The organism is Pseudomonas helleri, assembly GCF_045830615.1.
Classification (GTDB): domain Bacteria; phylum Pseudomonadota; class Gammaproteobacteria; order Pseudomonadales; family Pseudomonadaceae; genus Aquipseudomonas; species Aquipseudomonas helleri.
In genome coordinates this window covers 3,762,460-3,788,178 of record NZ_CP174501.1, presented here as the reverse complement: position 1 = coordinate 3,788,178, position 25,719 = coordinate 3,762,460, and the positions used below count along the sequence as shown (strand labels likewise).

19 protein-coding genes are annotated in these 25,719 nt (G+C 58.5%); 7 read left to right on the top strand and 12 right to left on the bottom strand.

Translation table 11 applies throughout. The annotated features are described in order from the left end of the window. Positions 1-26 precede the first annotated feature (26 nt). Entirely contained in the window at positions 27-1,178 is a 1,152-nt protein-coding gene (locus tag ACJJU9_RS17035) for a M14-type cytosolic carboxypeptidase (protein WP_273220397.1), read from the bottom strand. Between the two features lie 565 nt (positions 1,179-1,743). After that, positions 1,744-2,091 (bottom strand): DUF6124 family protein, encoded by a 348-nt coding sequence (locus tag ACJJU9_RS17030; RefSeq protein ID WP_048373084.1) that lies wholly within the window; start codon positions 2,089-2,091, stop codon positions 1,744-1,746. A gap of 130 nt (positions 2,092-2,221) precedes the next feature. On the opposite strand from ACJJU9_RS17030, the gene ACJJU9_RS17025 reads away from it, so the two are divergent. After that, positions 2,222-2,878 (top strand): LexA family protein, encoded by a 657-nt coding sequence (locus tag ACJJU9_RS17025; RefSeq protein WP_407729061.1) that lies wholly within the window; start codon positions 2,222-2,224, stop codon positions 2,876-2,878. A gap of 57 nt (positions 2,879-2,935) precedes the next feature. Here the strand turns inward: ACJJU9_RS17025 and ACJJU9_RS17020 are convergent, their stop codons facing one another. Genes ACJJU9_RS17020 through ACJJU9_RS17005 form a run of 4 tightly spaced genes read right to left on the bottom strand, consistent with a single transcriptional unit; the run spans position 2,936 to position 8,496 of the window. After that, positions 2,936-4,876: an acetyl/propionyl/methylcrotonyl-CoA carboxylase subunit alpha gene (locus ACJJU9_RS17020; RefSeq protein ID WP_407729060.1), complete on the bottom strand. Its 1,941-nt coding sequence runs from the start codon at positions 4,874-4,876 to the stop codon at positions 2,936-2,938. After that, complete coding sequence (locus ACJJU9_RS17015; protein ID WP_407729059.1) at positions 4,873-5,691, bottom strand: gamma-carboxygeranoyl-CoA hydratase; 819 nt, start codon at positions 5,689-5,691, stop codon at positions 4,873-4,875. The genes ACJJU9_RS17020 and ACJJU9_RS17015 overlap by 4 nt, the downstream gene beginning before the upstream one ends. A gap of 22 nt (positions 5,692-5,713) precedes the next feature. After that, a complete protein-coding gene (locus tag ACJJU9_RS17010; protein WP_153374245.1) occupies positions 5,714-7,321 on the bottom strand; it encodes a carboxyl transferase domain-containing protein in 1,608 nt (535 codons plus the stop codon). Positions 7,322-7,332: 11 nt separating this feature from the next. After that, positions 7,333-8,496, bottom strand: coding sequence for an isovaleryl-CoA dehydrogenase (locus ACJJU9_RS17005; protein WP_048373095.1), 1,164 nt, complete (start codon positions 8,494-8,496; stop codon positions 7,333-7,335). A gap of 206 nt (positions 8,497-8,702) precedes the next feature. On the opposite strand from ACJJU9_RS17005, the gene ACJJU9_RS17000 reads away from it, so the two are divergent. Further along, positions 8,703-10,385, top strand: coding sequence for an AMP-binding protein (locus ACJJU9_RS17000; RefSeq protein WP_407729058.1), 1,683 nt, complete (start codon positions 8,703-8,705; stop codon positions 10,383-10,385). Positions 10,386-11,308: 923 nt separating this feature from the next. Here ACJJU9_RS17000 and ACJJU9_RS16995 read toward each other — a convergent pair. From ACJJU9_RS16995 to ACJJU9_RS16985, 3 genes are read right to left on the bottom strand one after another with little or no spacing between them, the layout of a single operon-like run. Next, positions 11,309-12,205, bottom strand: a complete 897-nt coding sequence (locus ACJJU9_RS16995; RefSeq protein ID WP_407729057.1) for a hydroxymethylglutaryl-CoA lyase — start codon at positions 12,203-12,205, stop codon at positions 11,309-11,311. A gap of 26 nt (positions 12,206-12,231) precedes the next feature. Next, positions 12,232-12,630 carry a MerR family DNA-binding transcriptional regulator gene (locus ACJJU9_RS16990; protein ID WP_048373101.1) on the bottom strand — a complete coding sequence of 133 codons (399 nt, stop codon included), beginning with the start codon at positions 12,628-12,630 and terminating at the stop codon, positions 12,232-12,234. 26 nt (positions 12,631-12,656) lie between these two features. Next, entirely contained in the window at positions 12,657-13,622 is a 966-nt protein-coding gene (locus ACJJU9_RS16985; protein ID WP_048387343.1) for a LysR family transcriptional regulator, read from the bottom strand. Between the two features lie 157 nt (positions 13,623-13,779). On the opposite strand from ACJJU9_RS16985, the gene ACJJU9_RS16980 reads away from it, so the two are divergent. Beyond that, a complete protein-coding gene (locus ACJJU9_RS16980; RefSeq protein ID WP_153350576.1) occupies positions 13,780-14,994 on the top strand; it encodes an acyl-CoA dehydrogenase in 1,215 nt (404 codons plus the stop codon). Here the strand turns inward: ACJJU9_RS16980 and ACJJU9_RS16975 are convergent. Further along, positions 14,991-16,307 (bottom strand): substrate-binding domain-containing protein, encoded by a 1,317-nt coding sequence (locus ACJJU9_RS16975; RefSeq protein ID WP_407729056.1) that lies wholly within the window; start codon positions 16,305-16,307, stop codon positions 14,991-14,993. The genes ACJJU9_RS16980 and ACJJU9_RS16975 overlap by 4 nt on opposite strands. 142 nt (positions 16,308-16,449) lie before the next feature. After that, complete coding sequence (xthA, locus tag ACJJU9_RS16970; RefSeq protein WP_407729055.1) at positions 16,450-17,262, bottom strand: exodeoxyribonuclease III; 813 nt, start codon at positions 17,260-17,262, stop codon at positions 16,450-16,452. Positions 17,263-17,429: 167 nt separating this feature from the next. On the opposite strand from xthA, the gene ACJJU9_RS16965 reads away from it, so the two are divergent. From ACJJU9_RS16965 to ACJJU9_RS16955, 3 genes are all read left to right on the top strand, one after another. Continuing rightward, the gene (locus ACJJU9_RS16965; protein ID WP_048387349.1) at positions 17,430-18,080 is read left to right on the top strand and encodes an N-acetyltransferase; all 651 of its coding nucleotides are present in this window, start codon (positions 17,430-17,432) and stop codon (positions 18,078-18,080) included. A 63-nt stretch (positions 18,081-18,143) separates the two neighbouring features. Continuing rightward, positions 18,144-19,871 (top strand): autotransporter assembly complex family protein, encoded by a 1,728-nt coding sequence (locus tag ACJJU9_RS16960; RefSeq protein ID WP_048387351.1) that lies wholly within the window; start codon positions 18,144-18,146, stop codon positions 19,869-19,871. Then, positions 19,868-23,551: a translocation/assembly module TamB domain-containing protein gene (locus ACJJU9_RS16955; RefSeq protein WP_407729054.1), complete on the top strand. Its 3,684-nt coding sequence runs from the start codon at positions 19,868-19,870 to the stop codon at positions 23,549-23,551. The genes ACJJU9_RS16960 and ACJJU9_RS16955 overlap by 4 nt, the downstream gene beginning before the upstream one ends. 138 nt (positions 23,552-23,689) lie before the next feature. Here the strand turns inward: ACJJU9_RS16955 and ACJJU9_RS16950 are convergent, their stop codons facing one another. Further along, complete coding sequence (locus ACJJU9_RS16950; protein WP_407729053.1) at positions 23,690-24,685, bottom strand: aldo/keto reductase; 996 nt, start codon at positions 24,683-24,685, stop codon at positions 23,690-23,692. A 110-nt stretch (positions 24,686-24,795) separates the two neighbouring features. Between ACJJU9_RS16950 and ACJJU9_RS16945 the strand changes: the two genes are divergently transcribed. Beyond that, positions 24,796-25,701, top strand: coding sequence for a LysR family transcriptional regulator (locus ACJJU9_RS16945; protein ID WP_407729052.1), 906 nt, complete (start codon positions 24,796-24,798; stop codon positions 25,699-25,701). The last annotated feature ends 18 nt before the right edge of the window (positions 25,702-25,719 follow it).

Genomic DNA, 25,719 nt, shown 5'->3' with positions numbered 1-25,719 from the left:
CTCGTGCACGTAAAAGAAAAAGTCGCTCAACGCAACTCGCGAACCATGTCTGACAAGGTGCTTAGCACACTCTTGCCCAATTGCATGGAGCGCTTGCCAGACCAGCCGGTGATCGGGTCCGGTGCATTGTTGTGGTCCTTGAAGGGCATCTCAAGGGTCAGCGACAAGCAGCCAAAGCGGTCACCCACGCTGTTGCAGGCCAGGGTCATATTGGCTTGGCCGGGCTCGTCGCGGGTGTAGCCATGTTCGGTCTGGAAGTCGGGAGTCAGCTTGCTCAGGTGGCTGCGAAAACGCTCTTCTAGGGTGGCCTGGCGTTTGGTATAGCTTGGGTTGCCTTCACACCCTGCGGTGAACACGTAGGGGATTTCTTCGTCGCCGTGAATGTCCAGAAACAGGTCGACTCCGTGGAGCTTCATCTGCTCCAGGGCGAAGAACACTTCAGGGCTGACATCGCGCTCGGTATGTTGCCAGGCGCGGTTTAAATCCTGACCATTGGCATTGGTGCGCAAGTGCCCGTGAAACGCGCCGTCCGGGTTCATGTTCGGGATCAGGTACAGATCGGCGAAGTCCAGCAACTTTCGTAGCTGTGGGTCGCTGCCCTGTTCAAGCCGTTCAAGAATGCCCTGCATAAACCATTCGGCCATGTGCTCGCCTGGGTGTTGCTGGGCGATGATCCAGATCTTGCGCTTGTGGCAGCCGCCGGTGCCTTTGCGCAATAGCGGTATATCGCGTCCTTCGACGCTTTTGCCGACGGCCAGTACCTCACAGCCGGACCACTGCAACGCGTTTTTGATCAACTCGTCGTGGCGTGCACGGCTGTAGGGTTCGAAGTAAGCAAACCAGACCTGTGGTTGCTCTGCTTTCAGGCTGAAGGTCAGCGCAGTGCCGTCGAACTCAGTCGGGACGCGAAACCAGTTCTCGTGGTCGTAGGACGCCACCGCTTGATAGCCATCCCAGGCTTTGTTGTAGGAAGACTGGCTGGCGTTGCTTAATTCAAAACGATGGGTCTGGCCCATTTGCAGGCCATCGACCTTGAAATGAAACCACTGGAAATGTGCGCTCCGGGTGTCGGGTTTTATCGCCAGTCGTACATGCAGCGGATTGCTGGCATCCAGCACCTGGATGTTGCCACTGTCAAAGTCACTGGTGATATGAAGTGCAGAGGGCGCCACGGTCATCGTCCAAATCCTGGAATCAGATAATTGTGGTCGCTACTTTACCTTGCAACCGCAATGGGCCAATACGCAATTTTGGAAAGGGGAGGAGAGGACAACGGGGGGGCGTCGTCCTTGACGCCGCGCGAGAATAGCGTTTTTGAGAGTGATTCTCAAGTTCAAAATCGCTATTACGGCTAAGGTATTGGGTAATAAGCTTCCGCTGGTCAATATTCTTTTGCTATCATCGCCGGCATCGTAGCGGCCACCGAAAAAAACCGGCCGCACACAAGACTTCATTAGCCTGAAGCACGCTGAGCCAGATAACTGGCCGCAAAAAAAAGACCCGGCCATAAGCCGGGTCAAATAACCGTGATTAGCCTGATGAGGAGATAATTCGAAGACCGACCTAAGGTCATTTGAATTATCAACTGATCTCGCGACCAGTTGCTTGCAATAGTAATCATTATCATTTGCAAGTCAAACGATTTTCCTCACTTTTTCGACATTTATTTTCCCTTTCTCCTACAAAGGCTCTGGCTCGCTGGTTTTCCAATCGAGCGACTGAGCATCTTTTTGGCTGTTTTAGCTACCGATTGGTCAGTTTTTGCACATCCAGGGCCTTGTCCAGGAGCTGTTTGGCTGACTCGATAAAAAATGCCAGTGCCAGAAACTGATCGCGATGCGCACCCTGATGGGTGTCTGCTGCGCTATGCACCATGCTCACCCCGCATCGCAAGTATTCGCAGGCAGTGACCATGGCTTCTTCCTGGCTCACGTCATCACTCACAACGAACACTTTCTTCTCTTGAGGCGGCTGAGAAACAGCTGGTTTCAAATAATAGTCGAGTGCGCGCTGGGTGGCGGCGTCGTCTTTTAGCGCTTCAAGCTCAATATCGAGCTCAGTTTCCGGCGTGATTTTTGTTATGGAAGTCATGATTTACCTGCGTTTCTGAGATTAATCGGATCAGCCGGAGTCAGATTAGTACAATAAGTATTTTGAGCATTGGTTTAAATAATACGGAATGTGTATTGTTGCTCGGAATTCAATCCGTATTGTTCGGCCAATGGATAAATGGATCGCTTTAGTCAGAACCAAATTGCGCGAGCAAAAACTCACGCAAGAGAAACTCGCCGAACGCGTTGGCGCTTCCCAAGGGGGCGTTGGGCATTGGCTCAATAAACGCCGTCAGCCCGACCTGCTCACTATGAACAAAGTGCTGCACGCCTTGGGGCTGGAGCACCTGGAAGTCGCGTTGGTGATTCGTGGACGCAATGAGGCAGCGAATGACCCGAGCGTTGACGAACCCACCTACGACATAACGTCTGCATTCCGTTATCCCGTCAGTGACTGGGCGACGGCAGGCCAGATTAACGAGAAAGTGCTGCCGGGTTATCAGCCGGGCATCCGTTTTGAGGTCAGCGACCATTACGCCAAAGGGGCGGCATTCTGGTTGCAAGTGATGGGGGATGCGATGACAGCCCCAATGGGCGTCAGTGTTCCGCAAGGCATGATGATTCTGGTGGATCCGGATATCGAGGCAGAACCCGGCAAAATGGTGATTGCCCGTACGCCTGACTCTACCGAGGCGACGTTCAGGCAGCTCAGCGAAGAAAGCGGCCAGCTTTATCTCAAGCCGCTGAACCCGACTTACCCGAAAGTGTTGTTTGATGAGCGTTGCTCGATTATCGGGGTGGTGGTGCAGGCCAGCACCAAATTTTGACTAACACCCGGCACAGGCCCGGAAAAAAGCGGATACCGTTGCCGGTATCCGCTTTTTTTATTCCATTTCGATCAGTGCGGTACCCTCGCTGACCATTTCCCCTTCCTCGCAGAACAACGCCTTGATGACGCCCGCCTGGGGGGCTCGCAGGCTGTGCTCCATCTTCATTGCTTCTAGCACTACGAGTTGCGCGCCGGCCTCGACCGTCTGGCCTATTTCTACCAGCACGCGTACCACGCTGCCATTCATGGGCGCTGTCAGGCCCCCTTGCTGGCCGTGGCTGGCACTGACGGCTGCAATAGGGTCGTAGAGGCTGACGCTGTGGACTTCGCCTTGCCAGCGTATGTACAGCGTGTCGGCGTGACGAATGGCCAGGTGTTGACGGCGTATCCCGTCGTGTTCGATCACCAACTGTTCGTTGTGCAAGGTGGCCTTGGGTTCACCGAGGCTGACCACGTGGCGTTCATCACCGGCGCTCAAGACCAGCAGGGTTTTAGCCGGCAGGCCGCTGCGAAAGCCCGTGTGCAAGGCCCAGGGTGACGTCGGGTCATCGTCGCGCGGCTCAGGGGCCAGGCTTTGCTGGAAGGCTTGAGCGGCGGCCTGCCAAAAGGCGCCTGGCAACGGTTGGGCAGGCGGCAGCAGTTGCGCCTGATACCGCGGGATAAACCCGGTGTCCAGTTCGGCTGTGGCAAAGGCGGGATGGCCGATGATGCGGCGCAGGAAGCTCAGGTTGGTTTTCAAGCCACCAATGGCGAACTCATCGAGCATCGCCAGCAAGCGCAAGCGGGCTTGTTCACGGTCTTCGCCCCAGGCAATCAGCTTGCCGAGCATCGGGTCATAAAACGGTGACACTTCATCGCCTTCGCTGACACCGCTGTCTACCCGGCGTCCCGCCCCGGCTGCTGACTCGCGGTACACCTGGAGGCGACCGGTTTGCGGGAGGAAGTCATTGCTCGGGTCTTCGGCATACAAACGCACTTCAATCGCGTGCCCGCGTAACGGCACTTGCGCCTGGGTGATCGGTAAGGCTTCGCCGCGTGCCACGCGGATTTGCCAGTCCACCAGGTCCAGGCCGGTGATGGCCTCAGTCACCGGGTGTTCGACTTGCAGGCGGGTGTTCATCTCCATAAAGAAGAATTCGCCACGGGCATCGAGCAAGAACTCCACGGTACCTGCACCGACGTAGCCGATGGCCTGCGCGGCACGTACCGCCGACTCACCCATGGCGCGGCGTTGCTCTGCACTGAGGCCGGGGGCGGGGGCTTCTTCAACGACTTTCTGGTGGCGACGCTGAATCGAGCAGTCGCGTTCGTTGAGGTACAGACAGTTGCCGTGCTGGTCGGCAAACACCTGGATCTCGACATGCCGGGGTTTGAGTACATATTTTTCGACCAGCATCCGCGCATCGCCGAACGAAGACAGTGCTTCACGCTGAGCAGAAGCCAGGGCGTCGGCCAGTTGGCTGACGTCCTCGACCACTTTCATGCCCTTGCCACCGCCACCCGCCGTGGCTTTTAGCAGCACCGGGTAGCCGATACGCTCGGCGGCAACGCGGAAGGTTTCCAGGTCTTGCGCTTCGCCGTGATAGCCCGGCACCAACGGCACACCGGCTGTTTCCATCAAGGCTTTGGCGGCGGACTTGCTGCCCATGGCATCAATGGCCGAGGCGGGCGGCCCGAGAAAAATCAGCCCGGCGGCTTCAATCGCACGGGCAAAGCCTGCGTTCTCGGACAAGAAGCCATACCCCGGATGTATCGCTTGCGCGCCGCTGGCCTGGGCGGCGGCAATGATCTTGTCGATTTTCAGGTAGCTGTCGGCGGCCTTGCTGCCACCCAGATCAACGCAGATATCAGCTTCGCGACAATGCCGCGCATCGCGGTCAGCGCTGCTGTGCACAGCTACTGTGGTGAGACCCAGCGCCTTGGCGGTGCGCATGACCCGGCAGGCGATCTCGCCGCGGTTGGCGACCAGTAACGAAGTAATCAGAGGGGCGCTCATGAACGCGGCTCCTGGGTCGATGTGTCTGTTTGCCAGCGGGGCGTGCGTTTTTGCAGAAAGGCCCGCAAGCCTTCCTGGCCTTCGGGGCTGACCCGGATCCGGGCAATTGCGTTTTCGCAGTAGCGGCGAATGGCAGGCGTCGGCGCGCCGTGGCTGACTTCGCGCAGCAAGTCCTTGCAGGCGCGCATGGCCTGCGGGCTGTTGAGTAACAGGTTGTCGACCCAATGGTCGATCTGCTGCTCCAGCTCGGCCAGCGGGTAGCATTCTGCAAGCAGCCCCAGTTCACGGGCGCGCAGCCCACTGAAGCGCTCGGCGGTCAGGGCAAAACGGCGGGCGGCGCGTTCGCCAATCGCTTGCACGACAAACGGGCTGATAACGGCCGGGGCCAGGCCGATGCGCACTTCAGACAAACAAAACTGCGCATCCTCGGCACCAATCGCCATGTCGCAGGCGCTGATCAAACCCAAGGCACCGCCATACGCGGCGCCTTGCACCACTGCCAAGGTCGGGATTTTCAGTTTGGCCAGGTTGTACATCAACTCGGCCAGGTGCCGCGCATCATCCAGATTGGTGTTGTAGTCGAGTTCGGCCGATTGTTGCATCCAGGCCAGATCGGCCCCGGCGCTGAAATGCTTGCCGCGTCCGCGCAGCAACAGAAAGCGCAGCGTCCCATCGCTCTGAACCTTATCAAGCGCGACGATCAGCTCCTGGATCATTTCGGCGTTAAAGGCGTTGTTCTTCTGCTCGCGACTCAACCACAGGGTGGCGAAACCCCGAGGGTCGGTGTGCAGTTCAAGGGTGTTGAAGTCGTTCATGTGCGTCAGTCCTTTCATCGCATTACATGCGGAACACGCCGAAACGCGTGGCTTCGATGGGCGCGTTCAACGCTGCCGACAAGCCCAGCGCCAACACCTCGCGGGTTTGCGCCGGGTCAATCACGCCGTCATCCCACAACCGGGCACTGGAGTAGTAGGGGTGGCCCTGATGCTCGTATTGATCGAGGATCGGCTGCTTGATCTCAGCTTCTTCTTCGCGGCTGAACACCACCCCGTTGCGTTCGGCCTGCTCGCGCTTGACCTGCACCAGCACCCCGGCGGCTTGCTCGGCGCCCATCACGCCGATGCGTGCGTTTGGCCACATCCACAAAAAACGTGGGTCGTAAGCGCGCCCGCACATGCCGTAGTTACCGGCGCCAAAGCTGCCGCCGATGATCACGGTGAACTTGGGGACTTTGGCACAAGCCACCGCCGTTACCAGTTTGGCGCCGTGCTTGGCGATACCACCCGCTTCGTATTTTTGCCCGACCATAAAGCCGGTGATGTTTTGCAAAAACACCAATGGGATGCCGCGCTGGCAGGCCAACTCAATAAAGTGCGCGCCTTTTTGTGCCGCTTCGGCAAACAAGATGCCGTTATTGGCCAGGATCGCTACCGGGTAGCCGTGCAAATGGGCAAAACCACAGACCAGCGTGGTGCCGAACAGCGCTTTGAACTCATCGAATACCGAGCCGTCCACCAGCCGCGCAATGACTTCGCGCACATCAAAAGGCTGTTTGGCATCGGCCGGGACGATGCCGTACAGCTCGTCCTTGGGATACAGCGGCGCCAAAGGGCTGCGGTAGTTCAACTGGCCCAGCTTGCGCCAGTTGAGGTTGGCCACACTGCGGCGGGCCAGCGCCAGGGCATGCTCGTCACTGTCAGCGTAATGGTCGGCAACGCCGGACACCTTGCAGTGCACGTCGGCACCACCCAGATCTTCAGCGCTGACCACTTCGCCGGTGGCCGCTTTTACCAGGGGTGGCCCGGCCAGGAAAATCGTCGCTTGCTGGCGCACCATAATCGCTTCGTCAGCCATGGCCGGCACATAGGCGCCGCCTGCGGTGCACGAGCCCATCACCACGGCGATTTGCGGAATGCCGGCAGCGCTCATGTTGGCCTGATTAAAGAAGATCCGGCCAAAGTGCTCGCGATCCGGGAACACTTCATCCTGACGCGGCAGGTTGGCGCCGCCCGAGTCCACCAGATAAATGCACGGCAAGCGGTTTTGTTCGGCAATCGTCTGCGCGCGCAGGTGCTTCTTTACCGTCAGCGGGTAGTAAGAACCGCCTTTGACCGTGGCATCGTTCGCCACAATCATGCATTCAACCCCTTCGACCCTACCAATGCCGGCGATGATTCCTGCTGCCGGAACGTCTTCGCCGTACACGCCATAGGCAGCCAACTGACTGAGTTCCAGAAAGGCCGAGCCCGTGTCCAGCAACCGGTCAATCCGCTCGCGGGGCAGCAACTTGCCACGTGAGGTGTGGCGCTCTTGTGCCTTGGCGCCGCCGCCTTGCTGCACCTGCTCAAGCAACGCGTGCAGAGCGTCGACCTGTTTGAGCATGGCCTCGCGGTTGGTCGCGAACTCTGCAGAGCGCGGGTTGATGGTCGTATGCAAGATGGACATACGTGCGCTCCTCAGCGGGTTTCGTTAAACAGTTCGCGACCAATCAACATACGGCGGATTTCACTGGTGCCCGCGCCGATCTCATAGAGCTTGGCGTCACGCAGCAGGCGCCCGGCAGGGAATTCATTGATGTAGCCGTTACCGCCCAGAATCTGGATCGCGTCGAGGGCCATTTGCGTGGCGCGCTCGGCGCTGTACAAGATCACCCCGGCGGCGTCCTTGCGCGTGGTTTCGCCGCGTTCGCAGGCAGCCGCCACCGCGTACAGATAAGCGCGGCTGGCATTGAGCTGGGTGTACATGTCGGCCACCTTGCCCTGGATCAGCTGGAATTCGCCGATGCTCTGGCCAAACTGTTTGCGGTCGTGGATGTACGGCACCACCAAGTCCATGCACGCCTGCATGATCCCGGTCGGGCCGCCTGAAAGCACGACACGCTCGTAATCGAGGCCACTCATCAACACTTTGACGCCAGCGTTGAGGGTGCCCAGGAGGTTTTCTTCGGGCACTTCAACGTCGTCGAAAAACAGTTCGCAGGTGTTCGAACCGCGCATGCCGAGCTTGTCGAAATGGGTGCTGCGGCTGAAGCCTTTCCAGTCACGCTCAACAATAAAAGCGCTGATGCCGTGTGGGCCTTTTTCCAGGTCGGTTTTGGCGTAGATCACATACGTGTTGGCGTCCGGGCCGTTGGTGATCCAGGTTTTGCTGCCGTTAAGCACGAAATGATCACCGCGCTTGTCGGCACGCAGTTTCATCGACACCACGTCAGAGCCGGCATTTGGCTCGCTCATGGCCAGAGCGCCAATGTGTTCGCCGCTGATCAACTTGGGCAGGTATTTGAGTTTTTGCGCGTGGCTGCCGTTGCGGTTGATCTGGTTGACGCACAGGTTGGAGTGCGCCCCGTACGAAAGGGCCACAGACGCCGAGCCGCGGCTGATTTCTTCCATGGCGACCACGTGGGCCAGGTAGCTCAGGCCAGTTCCGCCGTATTCTTCCGGCACGGTGATGCCCAGCAGGCCCATGTCACCGAACTTGCGCCACATGTCAGCGGGGAACAGGTTGTCTTTGTCGATTTGCGCCGCGCGGGGGCTGAGTTCGTCAGCCACAAAGGCTTGTACCTGATCGCGCAGCATGTCGATGGTTTCGCCCAGGGCGAAGTTCAAAGTCGGGTAGCTCATGGGGCACCTTGGTCATTGTTCTTATAAACGGCGTTAACAGCATCGCCATGGGTAAGCTTTACGTTAACGTAAACTTGGCAATGAATGCTGTCAATGACCTTTACGTTAACGTCAACTTGGTTCAGAGTAATTGCTATTCTGCACAGAGGGAATGCGTGAGTGCGCGTCTTCCCCATGCTCCCAAAACAATCACAAGAGGAGTTGTCATGAAGCCGCAATCTGTCCCCAGTTACAGCCAGGGCGCGCTGGACAAGCCGTTGCTGGCGATGACCATCGGTCAAGCGTTCGATCAAACCGCTGCCCGCTACCCCGACGGTGAAGCGTTGGTGGTGCGCCATCAGCAGCAGCGTTACAACTGGGCGCAGTTGGCTCAGGCCGTTGACCTTCACGCCAGGGCCTTTCTGGCGTTGGGCATGCAGGCGGGCGACCGGTTGGGCGTGTGGGCGCCTAACTGTGCCGAGTGGTTTATCTGCCAGTTTGCCAGCGCAAAAATTGGCGTGATTCTGGTCAACATCAACCCGGCCTATCGTTTGTCTGAGCTTGAATACGTGCTCAAACAATCAAAGTGCCAGTGGCTGGTGAGTGCGAGCACGTTCAAGACCTCGAACTACCACGCGATGCTCCAGGAGTTGCTGCCTGAGCTGCAAGGGCAGGCGGCCGGGCAACTCAACAGCGAGCGTTTTGAAGACTTGCGCGGGGTGATCAGCCTCGATGTACAACCGCCCGCAGGGTTCTTGCCCTGGCCGCAACTGGCCACATTGGGCAGCGGCGTTGCAGTGCAGCAACTCTACGCACGACAGGCCAGCCTTCAGCCCGACCAGCCGGTGAACATTCAGTACACCTCTGGCACCACGGGCTTCCCCAAAGGTGCGACGCTCAGCCACCGCAATATTCTCAATAACGCTTACATGGTCGGCGAAAGCCTGGGGCTGACGGCCGTTGACCGGCTGGTGATACCGGTGCCGCTGTATCACTGCTTTGGCATGGTGATGGGCAACCTGGGGTGCGTAACCCACGGCACCACCATGATTTACCCGGGCGACGCCTTTGACCCCACGCTGACCCTGCAAGCCATCGCCGAAGAGCGGGCTACAGCGCTATACGGGGTGCCCACCATGTTTATTGCCTTGCTCGATCACCCCGAGCGCGCCGGCTTTGACGTGTCGAGCCTGCGTACCGGGATCATGGCCGGCGCCACCTGCCCGATAGAAGTGATGCGCCGCGTGATCAGCGAAATGCACATGGGCGAGGTACAAATTGCTTATGGCATGACTGAAACCAGCCCGGTGTCCATGCAGACCGGGCCGGATGATGATCTGGAATTACGCGTGACCACCGTAGGGCGTACCCAGCCGCACCTGGAGAACAAGCTGATCGACGCGCAAGGCAATATCGTCGCTCGCGGTGAGGTGGGTGAACTATGCACCCGTGGTTACAGCGTGATGCTGGGTTACTGGAACAACCCCCAAGCGACCCGCGAAGCCTTGGACAGCGAAGGCTGGATGCACACCGGTGACCTGGCAGAGATGAATGAGCAGGGCTATGTGCGCATTGTCGGGCGTAACAAGGACATGATCATTCGGGGCGGCGAGAACATTTACCCGCGTGAGCTGGAAGAGTTCTTTTTCACCCACCCTGCGGTGGCGGACGTGCAGGTTATCGGGATCCCGGATGAAAAATACGGCGAAGAGATTGTCGCCTGGATCAAATTTCACCCTGGCCACAGTGCTAACGAGCTTGAGTTGCAAACGTGGTGCAAGTCGCGCATCGCCCACTTCAAGACGCCACGACACTTCAAGTTTGTCGACGTCTTCCCGATGACCGTGACCGGCAAGGTCCAAAAATTCAAAATGCGCGAAATCAGCATTCTGGAGATCAGAAAGGTCTAGGCCGCTGTAGGAGCGAGCTTGTCTCGCGATCTTTTGATCTTTATCTAAGAGCCCCCCTCACCCTAGCCCTCTCCCGAAGGAGAGGGAACCGATTGGGGGATGCTGAAGATACTCGCTGTCCTGTTTGCTGCGCGACAGCGCGGCGTCGTAGACGGGGCGGCAACTCTTATCTAACAAAAAATAAGTGATTGATTCTAAAGGCCCTGTAGGAGCGAGCTTGCTCGCGATCTTTTGATCTTTATCTAAGAGCCCCCCTCACCCTAGCCCTCTCCCGAAGGAGAGGGAACCGATTGGGGGATACTGAAGATACTCGCTGTCCTGATTGCTGCGCGACAGCGCGGCGGCGTAGACGGGGCGGCAACTCCTACAGCCCCAAACCCCGGAAAGCACAAAGGGGAGCCGAGGCTCCCCTTTAACGTGTCGTTGCGTGCTCTTTTTATTATTGAAGGGTGGTCTATTGTTGTTTTTGGAACTCACCCTTTGCTGCGTTTTTTTGCGATCCCCATCCGGGATCAAGAGCAAACGTATTTTTTTGAGCGCTGATCCACTTTTATCACTGGCTATCAAACCGGTGATCCAACCTGAACGGGTGCTACCTGAAGGTAGTTTTATTGTTCTCTGCCCGGTTGCGAGGTGGCTCTTGGCTCCCCGGAAAAGTAAACCTTCTCCAAAAAAATCTGTTAGCTGCGTCTCTGCCGTGTTGTTTTTGTTATGTCAGAGTCGTTTCGTATTGTTCTTATTATGTTGCTGCGGTTTTTATTCTTGTTATGCCATAGAGATAGCAGGAGCCGTGCCAACTTTTAAAAATCCTTATAAATCAATGGTTTGGCTTTTCAGGCAATAAAAAACCGGCCTGGATCAGGGCCGGTTTGTTTCCGTGTTACTCGTTTGTGTGAGGGGGCGGTAACACTAAGCCACACTTTTCAGCACTGACGCGCCTTGGCGACCCGTGACCCGGTAACACGCCCCAGCACGTTGCAGATGTACTGGCCTGCCAGTAACAGCTTGTCCATGTCGATCCCGGTTTCGATCCCCATGCCATTGAGCATGTACAGCACGTCTTCGGTGGCCACGTTACCGCTGGCGCCCTTGGCGTACGGGCAGCCTCCCAGGCCTGCCACCGAGCTGTCGAACACATTGATCCCTTCGAGCAAGCTGGCGTAGATGTTGACCATGGCTTGGCCATAGGTGTCATGGAAATGCCCGGCGAGTTTGTCGCGGGGGACATAAGCCCCGACGGCTTCGAACATGGCACGGGTTGCCGAGGGCGTGCCGGTGCCGATGGTGTCGCCCAGCGACACTTCGTAACAGCCCATGGCGTACAGCTCTTTGGCTACGTCGGCAACTTGTTGCGCCGACACCTGGCCTTCGTACGGGCAGCCCAGCACACAGGACACATAGCCGCGCACGCTGATGCCGTGTTGCCTGGCGGATTCCATGATGGGCGCAAAGCGTTCCAGGCTTTCACTGATCGAGCAGTTGATGTTGCGCTGCGAAAACGCTTCGGAAGCGGCGGCGAACACGGCCACTTCTTTAACCCCGGCGGCGACGGCGTCTTCGAAGCCGCGCATATTCGGCGTCAACGCCCCATAAACCACACCCGGCTTGTGCTGGATCTGCGCGAAGACCTCGGCGGAACCGGCCATTTGCGGCACCCATTTAGGCGACACAAAACTGCCGACTTCGATATAGCCCAGCCCGGCGTCGGTCAGGGCGTTCACCAACTGCACCTTGTCGGCCACGCTGATGGGCTGGGCTTCATTTTGCAAACCGTCGCGCGGGCCGACTTCAATCAGGCGCACATGGGTGGGAAATGTCATGGGGGGATCACCAGGGTTGTTATGTTTTAGGAGGCCGTCTGACTTTTTATCGTGTGTTCAAGCGCCTGGATACAGCGTTCTTCGGCCGTATCCAATTCAAGTTGCATCTGCTGTATATCCAGCAACTGTTGCTCCAGCTGTTCGCGGCGCTCGGCTATTTTGGCCAGCATGCTGTTCAACTGTTTCTGGTTGCCGCTGGTAGGGTCGTAAAGCTCAATCAGCTCGCGACATTCGGCCAGCGAAAAACCGATGCGCTTGCCGCGCAAAATCAGCTTGAGGCTGACTTTGTCCCGCGCCGAATAGATCCGCTCCTGGCCGCGACGTTCGGGGGCGAGCATGCCTTGTTCTTCGTAAAAACGAATGGCGCGGGTGGTGATATCAAGTTCGCGGGCAAGGTCGGAAATACTGTACGTCTGGCTGCTCATGGGCGGGCTCTGGAAGGATCATGCCGTTAAGCTAAAGGTTGGTTGACGTTTACGTCAAGCAAGCGCTGCGCCTCGGCTTTCTTTTCCAGTGCCAATTGCTGCTGGCACACCTCGATCAATTGCTCACGCATCCAGCGGTTGGCGGGGTCTTGCTCGGTGCTTTCGTGCCAGTACAAATGTGTTTCCACGCTCGGCAATTCGCTGATGGGCAGCGGCACAAAATGCAGGCCGTGCCGACGGGCAAAACGCTCGGGCACGGTCATGACCATGTCGGTTTGCTGCAAAACATTGGAGGCCATCAGGTAATGCTGGGAGCGCAGGGTGATTTTGCGTTGCAGGCCGATTTTTCCCAGTGCCAGATCCACCTGGCCGAGGCCGTTGCGCCGTGTCGAAATATGGATATGGGTCAGCGCCAGGTACTCGTCGAGGCTGATACTGGCCTTGCCTGCCAACGGGTGGCCCTGGCGCATGGCGCACACGTAACGGTCTTCCATCAACTTGATATGGCGTACTTGAGCGTCGGTGTTGAGCGGCGCATCGACGGCGAAATCCAGTCGTCCTGCCGCCAGGTCGCTGGTGGTCTCGCGGCGGTGGGCTAAAAAGCTTTCGATCACCACCGCCGGAGCATGCCGGCGCAAGCGCTGGAACAAGGGCGGCAAAATCACCGCTTCTGTCAGGTCGGTCATGCTGATACGGAACGTCTTGTTCGCCTGCAGAGGGTTAAACGTACGGCTTTCTTGCACAGACACCCGCAGCAGGGCCAACGCGCTGCGCACCGGGCTGATGATGTTCTGCGCCATGGGCGTGGGCACCATGCCTTGCGCCGTGCGCACAAACAGCGGGTCGTTAAAGGTTTCACGCAGCCGGGCCAGCGCGTTGGACACCGCTGGCTGGGTGATGCCAATGATTTGTCCGGCGCGGGTCAGGTTGGCTTCGGTGTAAATGGCGTCGAAGACGATGAACAGATTGAGGTCGACCTTGCTCAGGTTCATGGCACTGGGCTCTTGTTGTTGGAGATGAGGCGATGGGCGCAATCATATATTGCTTATGAATGGTAATACACGTCGTTAATAGACAGCGCAAATGGAGAAGGGCTGATCTAGCATCACGGCAACTTCTATACACATTCACGGTAAAAGGTAGCCACCCATGGATTTCGCATACTCACCGAAAGTTCAGGCGCTGCGCGAACGCGTCACGGCGTTTATGGAGGCTTATGTCTATCCGGCCGAGGCGATTTTCGATCAGCAGGTGGCGCAAGGTGATCGCTGGCAGCCGACGGCAATCATGGAAGAGCTCAAGCGCAAGGCCCAGGCAGAAGGTCTGTGGAACCTGTTTTTGCCGGAGTCGGAACTCGGCGCCGGGCTGACCAATCTGGAATACGCACCCTTGGCCGAGATCATGGGCCGGTCGATGCTCGGCTCGGAGCCGTTCAACTGCTCCGCGCCGGACACCGGCAATATGGAGGTGCTGGTGCGTTACGCCAATGCACAGCAAAAACAGCAGTGGCTGGAGCCGCTATTGCGTGGCGAGATTCGCTCGGCATTCGCCATGACCGAGCCGGACGTCGCCTCGTCCGATGCCACCAACATGGACGCCCGTGCCGTGCGTGACGGCGATGAATGGGTGATCAATGGCCGTAAATGGTGGACGTCCGGGGCCTGCGATCCGCGCTGCAAAATCATGATCTTCATGGGCCTCAGCAACCCTGAGAATGCCCGCCATCAACAGCACTCGATGATCCTGGTCCCGGTCGATACCCCCGGCGTGAAAATTGTCCGCCCATTGCCGGTATTCGGTTACGACGACGCGCCCCACGGTCACGCCGAGGTACTGTTCGAGAACGTGCGTGTACCGTACGAAAACGTCCTGCTGGGCGAAGGCCGTGGTTTTGAAATTGCTCAGGGCCGCCTTGGCCCGGGCCGCATCCACCATTGCATGCGCTCAATCGGCATGGCCGAGCGTGCACTGGAGCTGATGTGTCAGCGCTCACTGCAACGCACGGCGTTTGGTAAACCCCTGGCGCGTTTGGGCGGTAACATCGACAAAATCGCTGACTCGCGAATGGAAATCGACATGGCCCGGCTGCTCACCTTGAAAGCGGCGTACATGATGGACACCGTGGGTAACAAGGTCGCGAAAAGCGAGATCGCGCAAATCAAGGTGGTTGCCCCCAACGTTGCGTTGAAGGTGATCGACCGGGCGATCCAGATTCATGGCGGGGCAGGGGTCTCGCAGGATTTTCCGCTGGCTTATATGTACGCCATGCAGCGTACCTTACGTTTGGCGGACGGCCCGGATGAAGTGCACCGGGCGGCGGTTGGCAAATTCGAGTTGGACAAGTACGCACAATCGCCGGGTTAATACACCCACACTTCAACCCGGCGATTCTTCAGGCGGCCTTCATCTTCGGTGTTGGCCGCCACCGGCATTTGCGCACCGCAGCCGCGAATCTCACGCAGCACCACGCCACTTTTGACCAGTTCGCGGCGCACCGTCATTGCCCTGAGCTTTGACAACAGTTGTGCGCGTTCCGGGTCATCCTTGGCATCCCCAAACCCTACCAGCGTCACCTGTTTGTTGAGTTTGTTGTGGGTTTTTAAATAGTCGACGACGCGAAGCAGATCCTGACGCGCCTTGTTGTCGAGGGTGGCGCTGCCTTCTTCAAAGCGAAAATTGACCGACAGGCGCTGGGCTTCGCGGGTCAGTTCCAGGTATTCCTCGGGCATGTGCGCACCGGGCTGCACGTGACTGGCCTGCACGGTTTGGGCGATAAAACCGTTTTGCGCGACGATGGCCTGGCCTTGGGCACTTTGGGTAAACGCCACCAGCGCCTTGGCCAGCGAGTTTTGGTTGGTGGGTGGCAGGTAAAAAAACAGGCGGCGTGACAGGGGGTAATCTTCACTGGCGATCAGGCTGTTGAGCGGCAGCATGGGCTGCGACGCGCCATCCACAATGGCCAGGGATTTCGCTTCGCGCACGTAGGGCAGGCCGATAAAGCCAATGGCGTGGGGGTCTTTGCTCACCGCATCGGACAGCGCTTCGCTGGACTCGAAACGCTGGGCCGTGCTGCTCAGCGGCCGACCGGCGCGGCTCAGGACCAACTCTTTAAAGGTATCCCAAGTGCCGGACTGGTCATCCCGGGCATACAAATTAATTGAACCGCCCACGCCGCCCAGCGCTTCCCACGTGGTGATGTCGCCGTTGAACACTTTGGCCAGTTGCTCGGTGTTGAGTTTTTTCAGCGGGTTATGCGGGTGCACAATAATAGCCAGGCCATCGATGGCGATGACTTGCTCGGCTTCGGGGCTTTTCAGATCGCCGAGGGCCTCCAGTTCGACCAGCTCGCGGTCCTTGATCGGCCGCGACGAGGCCACCATGTCGGCTTGCCCTGCCTTGAGCGCACTAAAACCAGTACCGGAGCCGTGTGCAGACACATCGACACGGACCTGCTGGCCCAAGGTTTTGGTGGCAACAATGCTGTATTCGTTGGGAGGTATCACCGGGATGCTGTGAACATCATGAAAACCTTGCTCGATCAGCATGGCCGTCACCAATGCCGGGCCGAGATTAGCCCCGATGGTGTTAGAACCCTGGATGTGCAAATCCGCCGCAGGCCGGGCAAAGGCCAGAGGGGTGATTACACACAGCAGGATCAGTGACTTAAAGCGCAACATCAGCGGGCACCTTCCTGGAGCCATAGAATTGCCAGCAATTTAAGTCAGAAACGTTTCAATACAGTTACGCCCACCTTCTTGCCTCGCGATCTTTTGAACCTATAAAAGATCGCGAGGCAAGCTCGCTCCTACAATTTTTAGATCAGTTCAGTTCGAGCCAGATCGGTGCGTGGTCAGACGGTTTTTCCATGGCGCGCAGGTCGTAATCGACGCCAGCGGCCTTGATGCGCGGTACCAGCGCCTGAGAGGCCAGAATCACGTCAATCCGCAGGCCACGTTTAGGCTCGTCTTCAAAGCCGCGGCTGCGGTAGTCGAACCAGCTGAAGCGATCCGCCACCTCGGGGTGCAGGTAACGGAAGCTGTCCACCAGGCCCCAGTTTTTGAGGCGCTCAAACCACTCGCGCTCTTCCGGCAGAAAGCTGCACTTGCCGGTTTTCAGCCAGCGTTTGGCGTTGTCCGGGCCAATGCCGATGTCGCAGTCTTGCGGAGAGATGTTGACGTCACCCATCACCACCAGCGGCTGTTCGTTACTGAACTGGCCTTCCAGCAACTGTTGCAGGTCGCTGTAGAAACGCTGCTTGGCCGGGAATTTTGTCGGGTGGTCGCGGCTTTCTCCCTGTGGGAAATAGCCATTCATAATGGTCACCGGCTGGCCATTGTCGTCAGCGTAGGTCCCCCAGATAAAGCGTCGTTGCGCGTCTTCTTCGTCGCTGGCAAAGCCCTTGTGCAGCTCCAGCGCGGGCTTGCGTGACAACAGGGCAACGCCGTAATGGCCCTTTTGCCCGTGAAAGTGCACGTGGTAGCCCAGCGCTTCGATATCGGCTAAGGGGAATTGCTCGTCGCTGACCTTGGTTTCTTGCAGGCCAATGACGTCTGGCTGGTGTTTTTCGATCAGCGCTGCCAGCTGATGCGGCCGAGCGCGCAGGCCATTGATGTTGAAAGAAACGATTTTCATGGGCGGGCAGTCCTGAGGAAAACTGCGATGTTAGCGGCCAGCGTGCAGTGGGGCAAATGGACTGCTAACGTAGGAAGCATCCAAGCAGATGGAACTGTTGCGGCCCTCGCGAGCTCGTACTCTCGAGAAGTGCCGCAACCCAAGCGACGCCAGGGAGATTGACCGTCATGACGCAAACGTTGAATGCCACTTGCCAGATCCGCCAGCTCGACAGCGGTTACTCCAAAGAAACCCGCGCCTTGCTGTATGAGGCGTATATGCATGACCCGACTTTCCGTTATGTGTTTGAAGCCCATCGTAAGGGCTACGCGCAGCGGGTGCGGGCCACGGTTCGGGCGTTGGTCAAACAGCATTTTTTCCAGCAGTTGCCGGCTTTGGGTTTGCTGGTGGATGACCGCCTGATCGGTGTCGCCCTGATTGCTCCGCCGCAACGGCGCCTGGGCATTACAGAGAGTTGGGCGTGGCAACTGCGCATGGTGCTGACGGCGGGCTTGCGCGGTACACGACGCTACCTTGAATACCATCAGGCTGTTTTGGCCTGCGTGCCGGGCGATGCCGTGCATATGCTGCCGTTGTTGGCGATTCATCCTGATTTTCAAGAACTGTCCTATGGCGAACAGTTACTTGAGGCGGTACATAACTGGTGCGCCGTGGACGAACATTCAGAAGGTGTCGTCCTCGACAGCAGTAACCCGCGCTATCAGGAGTTTTACAAGCGTCATGGTTATGTCGAAATTGGTCAGGTTCCGTTGGGGCCCATCGTTGAGCACGTTTTCTTTCACGCCAACCCTCAGGTGTTACAAGCAGCAACGGCTTAAGGGCAACTTTTTGCCCATTGGCGCGCTCTATGACCCCCTCAGCCCGTGATAGCATCCGCTCCTATGAAGTTTCCAGGAAGATTTACCAGTGGTGTTGTCCTGCTGATCAGCAGCTTTGCGGCGTATGCCCAGAGCGAATTGGTGGTGAAGGTCAAACCGGCAAACGATGCCCTCAAGGCCAACGTGGAAGGCTATATAGGCAGCCTCGGCGATCGCGACGAGGCTGCCTTGTTGCGTTTCAAGCGTGGCGCCGAGGAGCAGGCCCTTAAAGCGTTACAGGCCTTGGGCTATTACCAACCCAAGATCGAAGCCGATGTGCCCGAGGGCGACCCGCCGCGCCTGGTGTTGCACATTGACCCCGGCGAGCCCGTGCATCTGCGCAATGTGACCGTGCGCGTCGAAGGCCCTGCGGCCTCGCTCAAAGCCTTTGAAATCCCGGTCAGTGATGACCTTAAACCTGGCGCCGTGCTCAATCAGGGCAACTACGAAGACGCCAAGCGCATGATCCAGAACCGTGCGCTGCGCTATGGCTTTTTTAACGGCAAGTTCCTCAAGCACGAACTGTTGGTGGACCCTAAAGGCGGGTATGCCGATATCAATCTGGTTTATGAAAGCGGCCCGCGTTACCTGCTGGGCAAAGTCACTTTTGCCGGTGACGCACCGTTTGACCAGACCTTGCTCGACCGTCTGGTGCCCTTCAAGCCCAATACGCCTTATGACTCCGAGCTGGTTGCCGAGTTAAACCAGAACCTGCAATCGAGCGGTTACTTTGAAACCGTGCGCGTTGATGCCGCGCCGAGTACGGCGGTGGGGCAAGTGATCCCGGTGGATGTAGACCTGGATACCCGCAAGCCACGCACCATGACCCTGGGCCTTGGCTACTCAACCGACACCGGCCCGCGCGGCAAAGCCAGCTGGACCCGCCACTGGGACAACCCTCGGGGCGACAGCTACGGTTTTGAATCTGAAATCTCCCAGCCCAAGCAAAATATCGGGGCCTGGTACGACATCCCGCTTGATCCGCCATTGACTGACAAACTGCGTTTTGCCGCCGGTTATCAGTATGAAGAAATTGCCAACACCGACACCTTGAGTAAATTGCTCACGGTCGGCCCTGAGTGGCACAGCAAGCTGGACAACGGCTGGACGCGGATTGTCTCGCTGAGATGGCAGCACGAAGAATATCGCCTGGGTGATGACTCGGGCCTGAGCACCTTGTTGATGCCGGGCCTGTCCTACGCGGTATTGCGCAGCGATAACCGGATTGACCCCAGCCACGGTTACAGCGTCAACCTGAGCACCCAAGTGGCCAAGCAAGGGTTGATGTCAGACACCAACCTGCTGCACGGCGATATCCAGTTCAAGGCGCTGAAAACGTTGTGGGACAAGCACCGTTTTCTGGGCCGTATCGAGTTTGGCGGCAGCGCCACCAATGGCTACAAATCCATCCCGCCGTCATTGCGCTTCTTCGCCGGTGGTGACCAGAGCGTGCGCGGTTATGACTACCAGAGCCTGTCACCCAAGAACTCCGACGGTGACCGTATCGGCGGGCGCTACCTGCTGGCCGGGAGTGTCGAGTACCAGTATCAATTTGCCGAAAAATGGCGCTGGGCGGCGTTTGTCGACAAAGGTAACGCCTTCAAGACCCTCGACTTTCCAAGCTTGAAAACCGGGGTCGGGGTGGGCATCCGCTGGATCTCGCCGGTAGGCCCCATCCGTCTCGACCTGGCCCATGCGCTGGATGACGATGGCGGCGTTCGTTTGCACTTCTCGATGGGGCCAGAACTGTGATTCGTGGTTTGAAAATAGCGGGCCTGGTGCTGTTGGCGTTAGTGCTGCTGGTAGTTGTCAGCGTCGCTGCCATTTTGGGCACGCAAGCGGGTAGCCGCTGGGCGCTGGCGCAAGTGCCTGGCTTGCATATCGACAACTTTGCTGGCCGCCTGGGCGCGCAATGGAGCGCCGATCAATTGGTGTGGGAGCAAGGGGCTGATCGTGTCGAAGTAAGTCGGCCGATTTTCGCCTGGTCGCCTTCGTGCCTGATGCGCATGACTCTGTGCATCGATCAGTTGCAGGCCGACAAGGTCAATCTGCAATTTGCCCCGAGTGAAAAAGACAGCAGCAGCGGGCCGATTGAGTTACCTGATTTGAAGTTGCCAGTGGCGATAGAAGTCGGGGTGGTGAAAGTGGGCAGCATCGTGTTTGACGGTGTTGAGCAACTTAAAGGCGTACAGATCGCCGCCAAGTGGACAGCCCAAGGGCTGCAGATCGACTCGGCGCGCATTGAGCGTGAAGACCTGAACGTAGAGCTGTCGGGTCTGTTGCAACCTGTGGGTGATTGGCCATTGACCTTGCAGGGCACGGTCAATCTGCCGCAGCAAGACAATAAGCCGTGGTCGCTGGCGCTGAAGGTTGACGGCCATGTGCGCAGCTCGATCAATCTGGTCGCTGACAGTACAGGCTACCTGGACGCTCACTTGAGCGGCGCACTGGAGCCGCTGGCTGAAAACCTGCCGGCGCAGGTCACCATCACCTCGGCCCAGTTCAAACCCAGCAGCGAACTGCCCGACACCTTGCAACTGAATCAGTTGGCATTGTCGGCCAAAGGCGACCTCACTGGCGGTTATGAACTTGAAGGCAGCGCCAGTTTGCCTGCCGAGCAAGCCCCGGTGAGCCTCTTGCTCAAGGGCCGGGTTGATGCCAAGGGTGCGCAAATCAGCACCCTCGACCTGACCGCCAACGACAAGCAACATTTGAAACTGTCGGGCCAGGTGGATTGGCATTCAGGTTTGAGTGCCGAGGCTAAGGTCGACTGGCTGGACTTCCCTTGGCACAACCTGTACCCGGTCATTGCCAAGCCAGACGTGGATTTGCGCACGCTCAATGGCGAAGTGTCTTATACCGACGGCAAGTACCTGGGCAACCTCAAGGCCGACCTGACCGGGCCTGCGGGCGCCTTCAGCGTCAGCAGCCCGTTCAGTGGTGACCTCGAAAAAATCTTCATGCCGCAATTAGAACTGGTGGCAGGGCAGGGCAAAGCCCGGGGCCACGTCAATGTGCAGTTTGCCGATGGCGTAGCGTGGGATACGGCGCTGGACTTGAGCGCGATCAACCCGGCGTACTGGGTGGCTGAACTGCCGGGCACTCTGGCGGGCCCGCTGCGCAGCACCGGCGAGTTCAAAAATGAACAGCTCAAACTGGAAGCCAACCTCGACCTCAAAGGGCGCCTGCGTGGCCAACCTGCGATGCTTCAGGCCAACGCCACCGGTGAGGGCGACGCCTGGACCGTGAGCGCTCTGGACATTCGCCTGGGTGATAACCGCATCAATGGCACCGCCAGCTTGCAGCAACAAATCAAGGCGCAACTTGATTTGAACCTGCCGCGTCTGGCTCAACTGTGGCCAGAACTGCGTGGCCAGATTAAGGGCCGGGTTGACGTGGCGGGTACGCTTCAGGCGCCGCAAGGTAAAGTCACCTTGCAAGGCCAGCAAGTGGCCTTTGCCGATAACCATCTGCAAAGCCTTACGCTGGATGCCAGCCTGGATAAGTCCCAGCGCGGGCGCTTCGACCTTAAAGGCAGCGGGATCCAGGCCGGTGATACGCAGTTTGGTGTGTTGACGGCCACGGGCAGCGGTGACATCAAGCGCCAGCAACTGCAATTGGCCTTGCAGGGGCCGATGTTGCAACTCGCTCTGGCACTGGACGGCGGCCTCGATAAAGACAACTGGCGTGGGCGCCTGCTCAGCGCTGACATCAAGTACGGCCCGCAGCAATGGATCCTGCAAAATCCGGCGCGGCTTGAGCGTTTGGCTAATGGCCGGATCAATCTCGGTGCGCTGTGCCTGACGTCTGGCCCGGCCAGCTTGTGCGGTGAAGAACAGCGTTTGATGCCGGATCCCAAGCTGCGCATGCACCTCAAGCAGTTCCCGCTCGACAGCCTCGCCGAATGGTTCCCCAAAGACTTCCAGTGGCAAGGCCAGCTGAATGCCGACCTGATACTCGATTTACCCGCCAGCGGGCCTAAAGGCCAGGTGGTGGTGGATGCCAGTGGCGGCACCTTGCGCATCAAGGACAAAGGCCAGTGGGTTGATTTCCCGTATCAGGCGTTCAAGTTGACCAGCAACCTCAACCCGAACCGGGTCGATGCAAAGTTCGACTTTGATGGCGGAAAACTCGGGCAGGTGGTGTTGTCGGCGAGGATCAACCCGCTGCCTAAAAACAAGCCGATCACCGGCGATTTCCGCTTGACCGGTCTGGACGTTTCAGTGGTGCGGCCGTTCGCCCCGATGGTTGAAAAACTCACCGGCCAGTTGAACGGTTCCGGGTCGATTTCGGGGGCGCTGGTCGCGCCGTACATCACCGGTGATGTGTCGCTCACGGGCGGCGAGATCTCCGGCCCGGAGTTGCCGACCAGCTTCGAAAACCTGCAGCTCAAGGCCCACATCATGGGTGAAGCCATGCAACTGGACGGTGGCTGGACCAGCGGCAAGCAAGGGCAGGGCACGATTACCGGGAATGTCGCCTGGGGCCAGGCCATGGCAGTCAATGTGTTGCTCAAGGGCAACCACTTGCCGGTCACGGTTGAACCCTACGCCAAGCTGGACGTTGCCCCGGACCTGAAAATCTCGCTTAAGCCGGACAACACCTTGTTGATCGCGGGCACGGTGAATATCCCCAAAGGTGAAATCACCGTGCGCGAGTTGCCGCCTTCAACGGTCAAGGTGTCGGATGACACGGTGATCGTCGGGCAAGACACTGGCGATGAGTCCGCGTCGCCACCGATGGTGGTCGACATGGACATCAATGTGGTGGTGGGCCAGGAATTGCTGACGTTCTCCGGTTTTGGGCTGAACGCCGATCTGGCGGGGCAGTTTCATATCGGCAACGACCTGGACACTCGCGGCGAACTGCGCCTGATCAATGGTCGCTACCGGGCCTATGGCCAGAAACTGACCATCCGCCGGGCTCGCCTGTTGTTTGCCGGGCCGATTTCTCAGCCTTACCTGGACATCGAAGCGGTGCGCCAGACTGATGACGTGATTGCCGGGATTCGCCTTACCGGCAGCGCCGAACAGCCGACCACGCAGATCTTCTCCGAACCTGCCATGAGCCAGGAACAGGCGTTGTCTTATCTGATTCTGGGGCGTCCGCTGACCGGTACCGGTGAAGACGACAACATGCTCGCGCAAGCGGCGTTGGGGCTGGGCTTGATGGGCAGCTCGGGGGTGACCACCAGCTTGGCCAACCACCTTGGGCTCAAGGATTTTGAGTTGGATACCGAAGGCAGCGGCGACAACACCGCTTTGGTGGCCAGTGGCAAGATCAACGAGCGCCTGAGCGTGCGTTACGGGTATGGCGTATTTGAGCCGGCCAGCACCATTGCCTTGCGTTACAAACTGAGCAAACGGGTGTATGTCGAAGTGGCTAGCGGCCTGGCCAGTTCGCTGGATATTTTCTACAAACGGGATTTCTAGAGCAAAAAAAACCCCCGTAGTCGCTGACGAGGTACGAAGGCTGCGATGGGTTGCGAAGCGACCCTGGACGGCGGTCCTGCGGCTCGTATCGCAGCCTTCGTGCCTCGTCAGCGACTACGCGGTTTACGCCGTGCTGTTTCAGCGATTCAAATGCTTCATCGACTCTTCGCCATAACGCAAGCCCGACACCGCGCCCGCCGGGAAGATGGCGGCCAGGGCGGCCCATTCACTTGAACTCAACCGGACGTCCAGGGCGGCAACGTTTTCTTCCAGGTATTTGCGTTGCTTGGTGCCCGGAATCGGGATCAGGTAGTCGCCCTGTGCCAATACCCAAGCCAGGGCCAATTGCCCGGCGGTGACGCCTTTTTCGGCGGCCAGCGTTTGTACTTGCTCCACCAGTCGCAGGTTTTTGCCGAAGTTCTCACCTTGAAAACGCGGGTTGGTGCGTCGGAAGTCGTCTGCGGCAAAGTCATCCGGGCTTTTCAGGGCACCGGTCAAAAAGCCTCGCCCCAGCGGGCTGTATGGCACGAAGGCAATGCCCAGGCGCTCACAGGTGGCCAGACAGCCGTTTTCTTCCTGGTCACGGCTCCACAGCGAGTACTCGCTTTGCAGTGCGCTGATGGGGTGCACCTTGTGTGCCCGTTCAAGGGTGGCCGCCGAAGCTTCGCTCAGGCCCAGATAACGAACCTTGCCTGCCTTGACCAGATCCGCCATCGCACCCACGGTCTCTTCAATCGGCACATTAGGGTCCATGCGGTGCTGGTAGTACAGGTCGAGGGTGTCGACCCCAAGGCGTTTCAGGCTGCCTTCAACAGATGCCTGGATATAGTCGGGACGCCCGCTGATGCCGCGGGCCGACGGGTTGGCTGGATCGCGCACAATGCCGAATTTAGTGGCGAGAAATACCTGGTCGCGCTTGCCACGAATCGCTTGGCCGATGAGCTCTTCATTGGTGTGCGGGCCATACATGTCGGCGGTGTCGAGCAGGTTGATGCCCAACTCCAGCGCACGGTGCAAGGTGGCCACGGCTTCACGGGTATCGCTGCCGGTGGTGTAGAAGTCAGTCATGCCCATGCAACCTAAACCGATCGCGCTGACGTGCGGGCCGTTGTTGCCGAGTTGGCGAGTGTGCATGTGAGGTGCTCCTGAGTGGGGGTGGCGCTATTGTTTACCTCGACACGCAGCGGATAAACCGGGTAGAAACGCTATCACTGTTCGTATTTTCTAAATAATAGGGGTGAGGCATGGACCGATTTAACGCGATGCTGGTGTTCACCCGTATCGTCGAGCTGGGTGGTTTTGCCAAGGCCGCAGACAGCCTGCAAATGCCCCGGGCATCGGTAACGGTATTGATCAAGCAACTGGAAGCGCATGTGGGGGTGCAGCTGTTGCATCGCACCACGCGGCAAGTGAGCCCCACCCTCGATGGCGCTGCGTATTACCAGCGGTGTGTGCGGTTGTTGGCGGACCTTGAAGAGTCCGAGGGATTGTTCCGTGGCAGCCAGCCCAAGGGCACCTTGCGGGTTGAGATGCCAGCAGCCGTCGGGCGCCTGGTGGTGTTCCCGGCGCTGCCGGAATTTACCGGGCGTTACCCGCAGATTGACTTGGAAATCGGTCTTAATGATCGGCCCGTCGATCTGATTCGCGAAGGCGTGGATTGCGTGATCCGCGGCGGCCTGACTGTCGACGATTCACTGGTGGCGCGACCTTTGGTGCAGATGGACCAGATGACCTGCGCCAGCCCGGATTATTTGCGTGCCCATGGCGTGCCGCAATCGCTGGACGACTTGAACGGGCATCGCATGATTGAGTATTTTTCCAGCGCCTCGGGCAAGCGCTATGGGCTGGAGTTTCAGATTGGCGACGACGTGCGTTTGATCAATCTGCCCAAGCAAGTCTCGGTCAACAGTGCCGAGGGCTACCTGGCTGCGTGCGTGGCCGGTTATGGATTGGTGCAGACGCCGCGCTATCACGTGGCGCAGCAGGTGCGGGAGGGGAGCTTGCAGGAGGTACTAAGTGATTGCTTGCCGCCGCGTCTGGCGTTGACGGCGTTGTATCCGCCGCATCGGCAACTGTCACCGCGGGTGCGGGTGTTTGTCGACTGGCTGGTAGATCTGTGCAGCCGGCCCGACAGCGGTTTTAAACGGTAAACGACTGTAGGAGCGAGC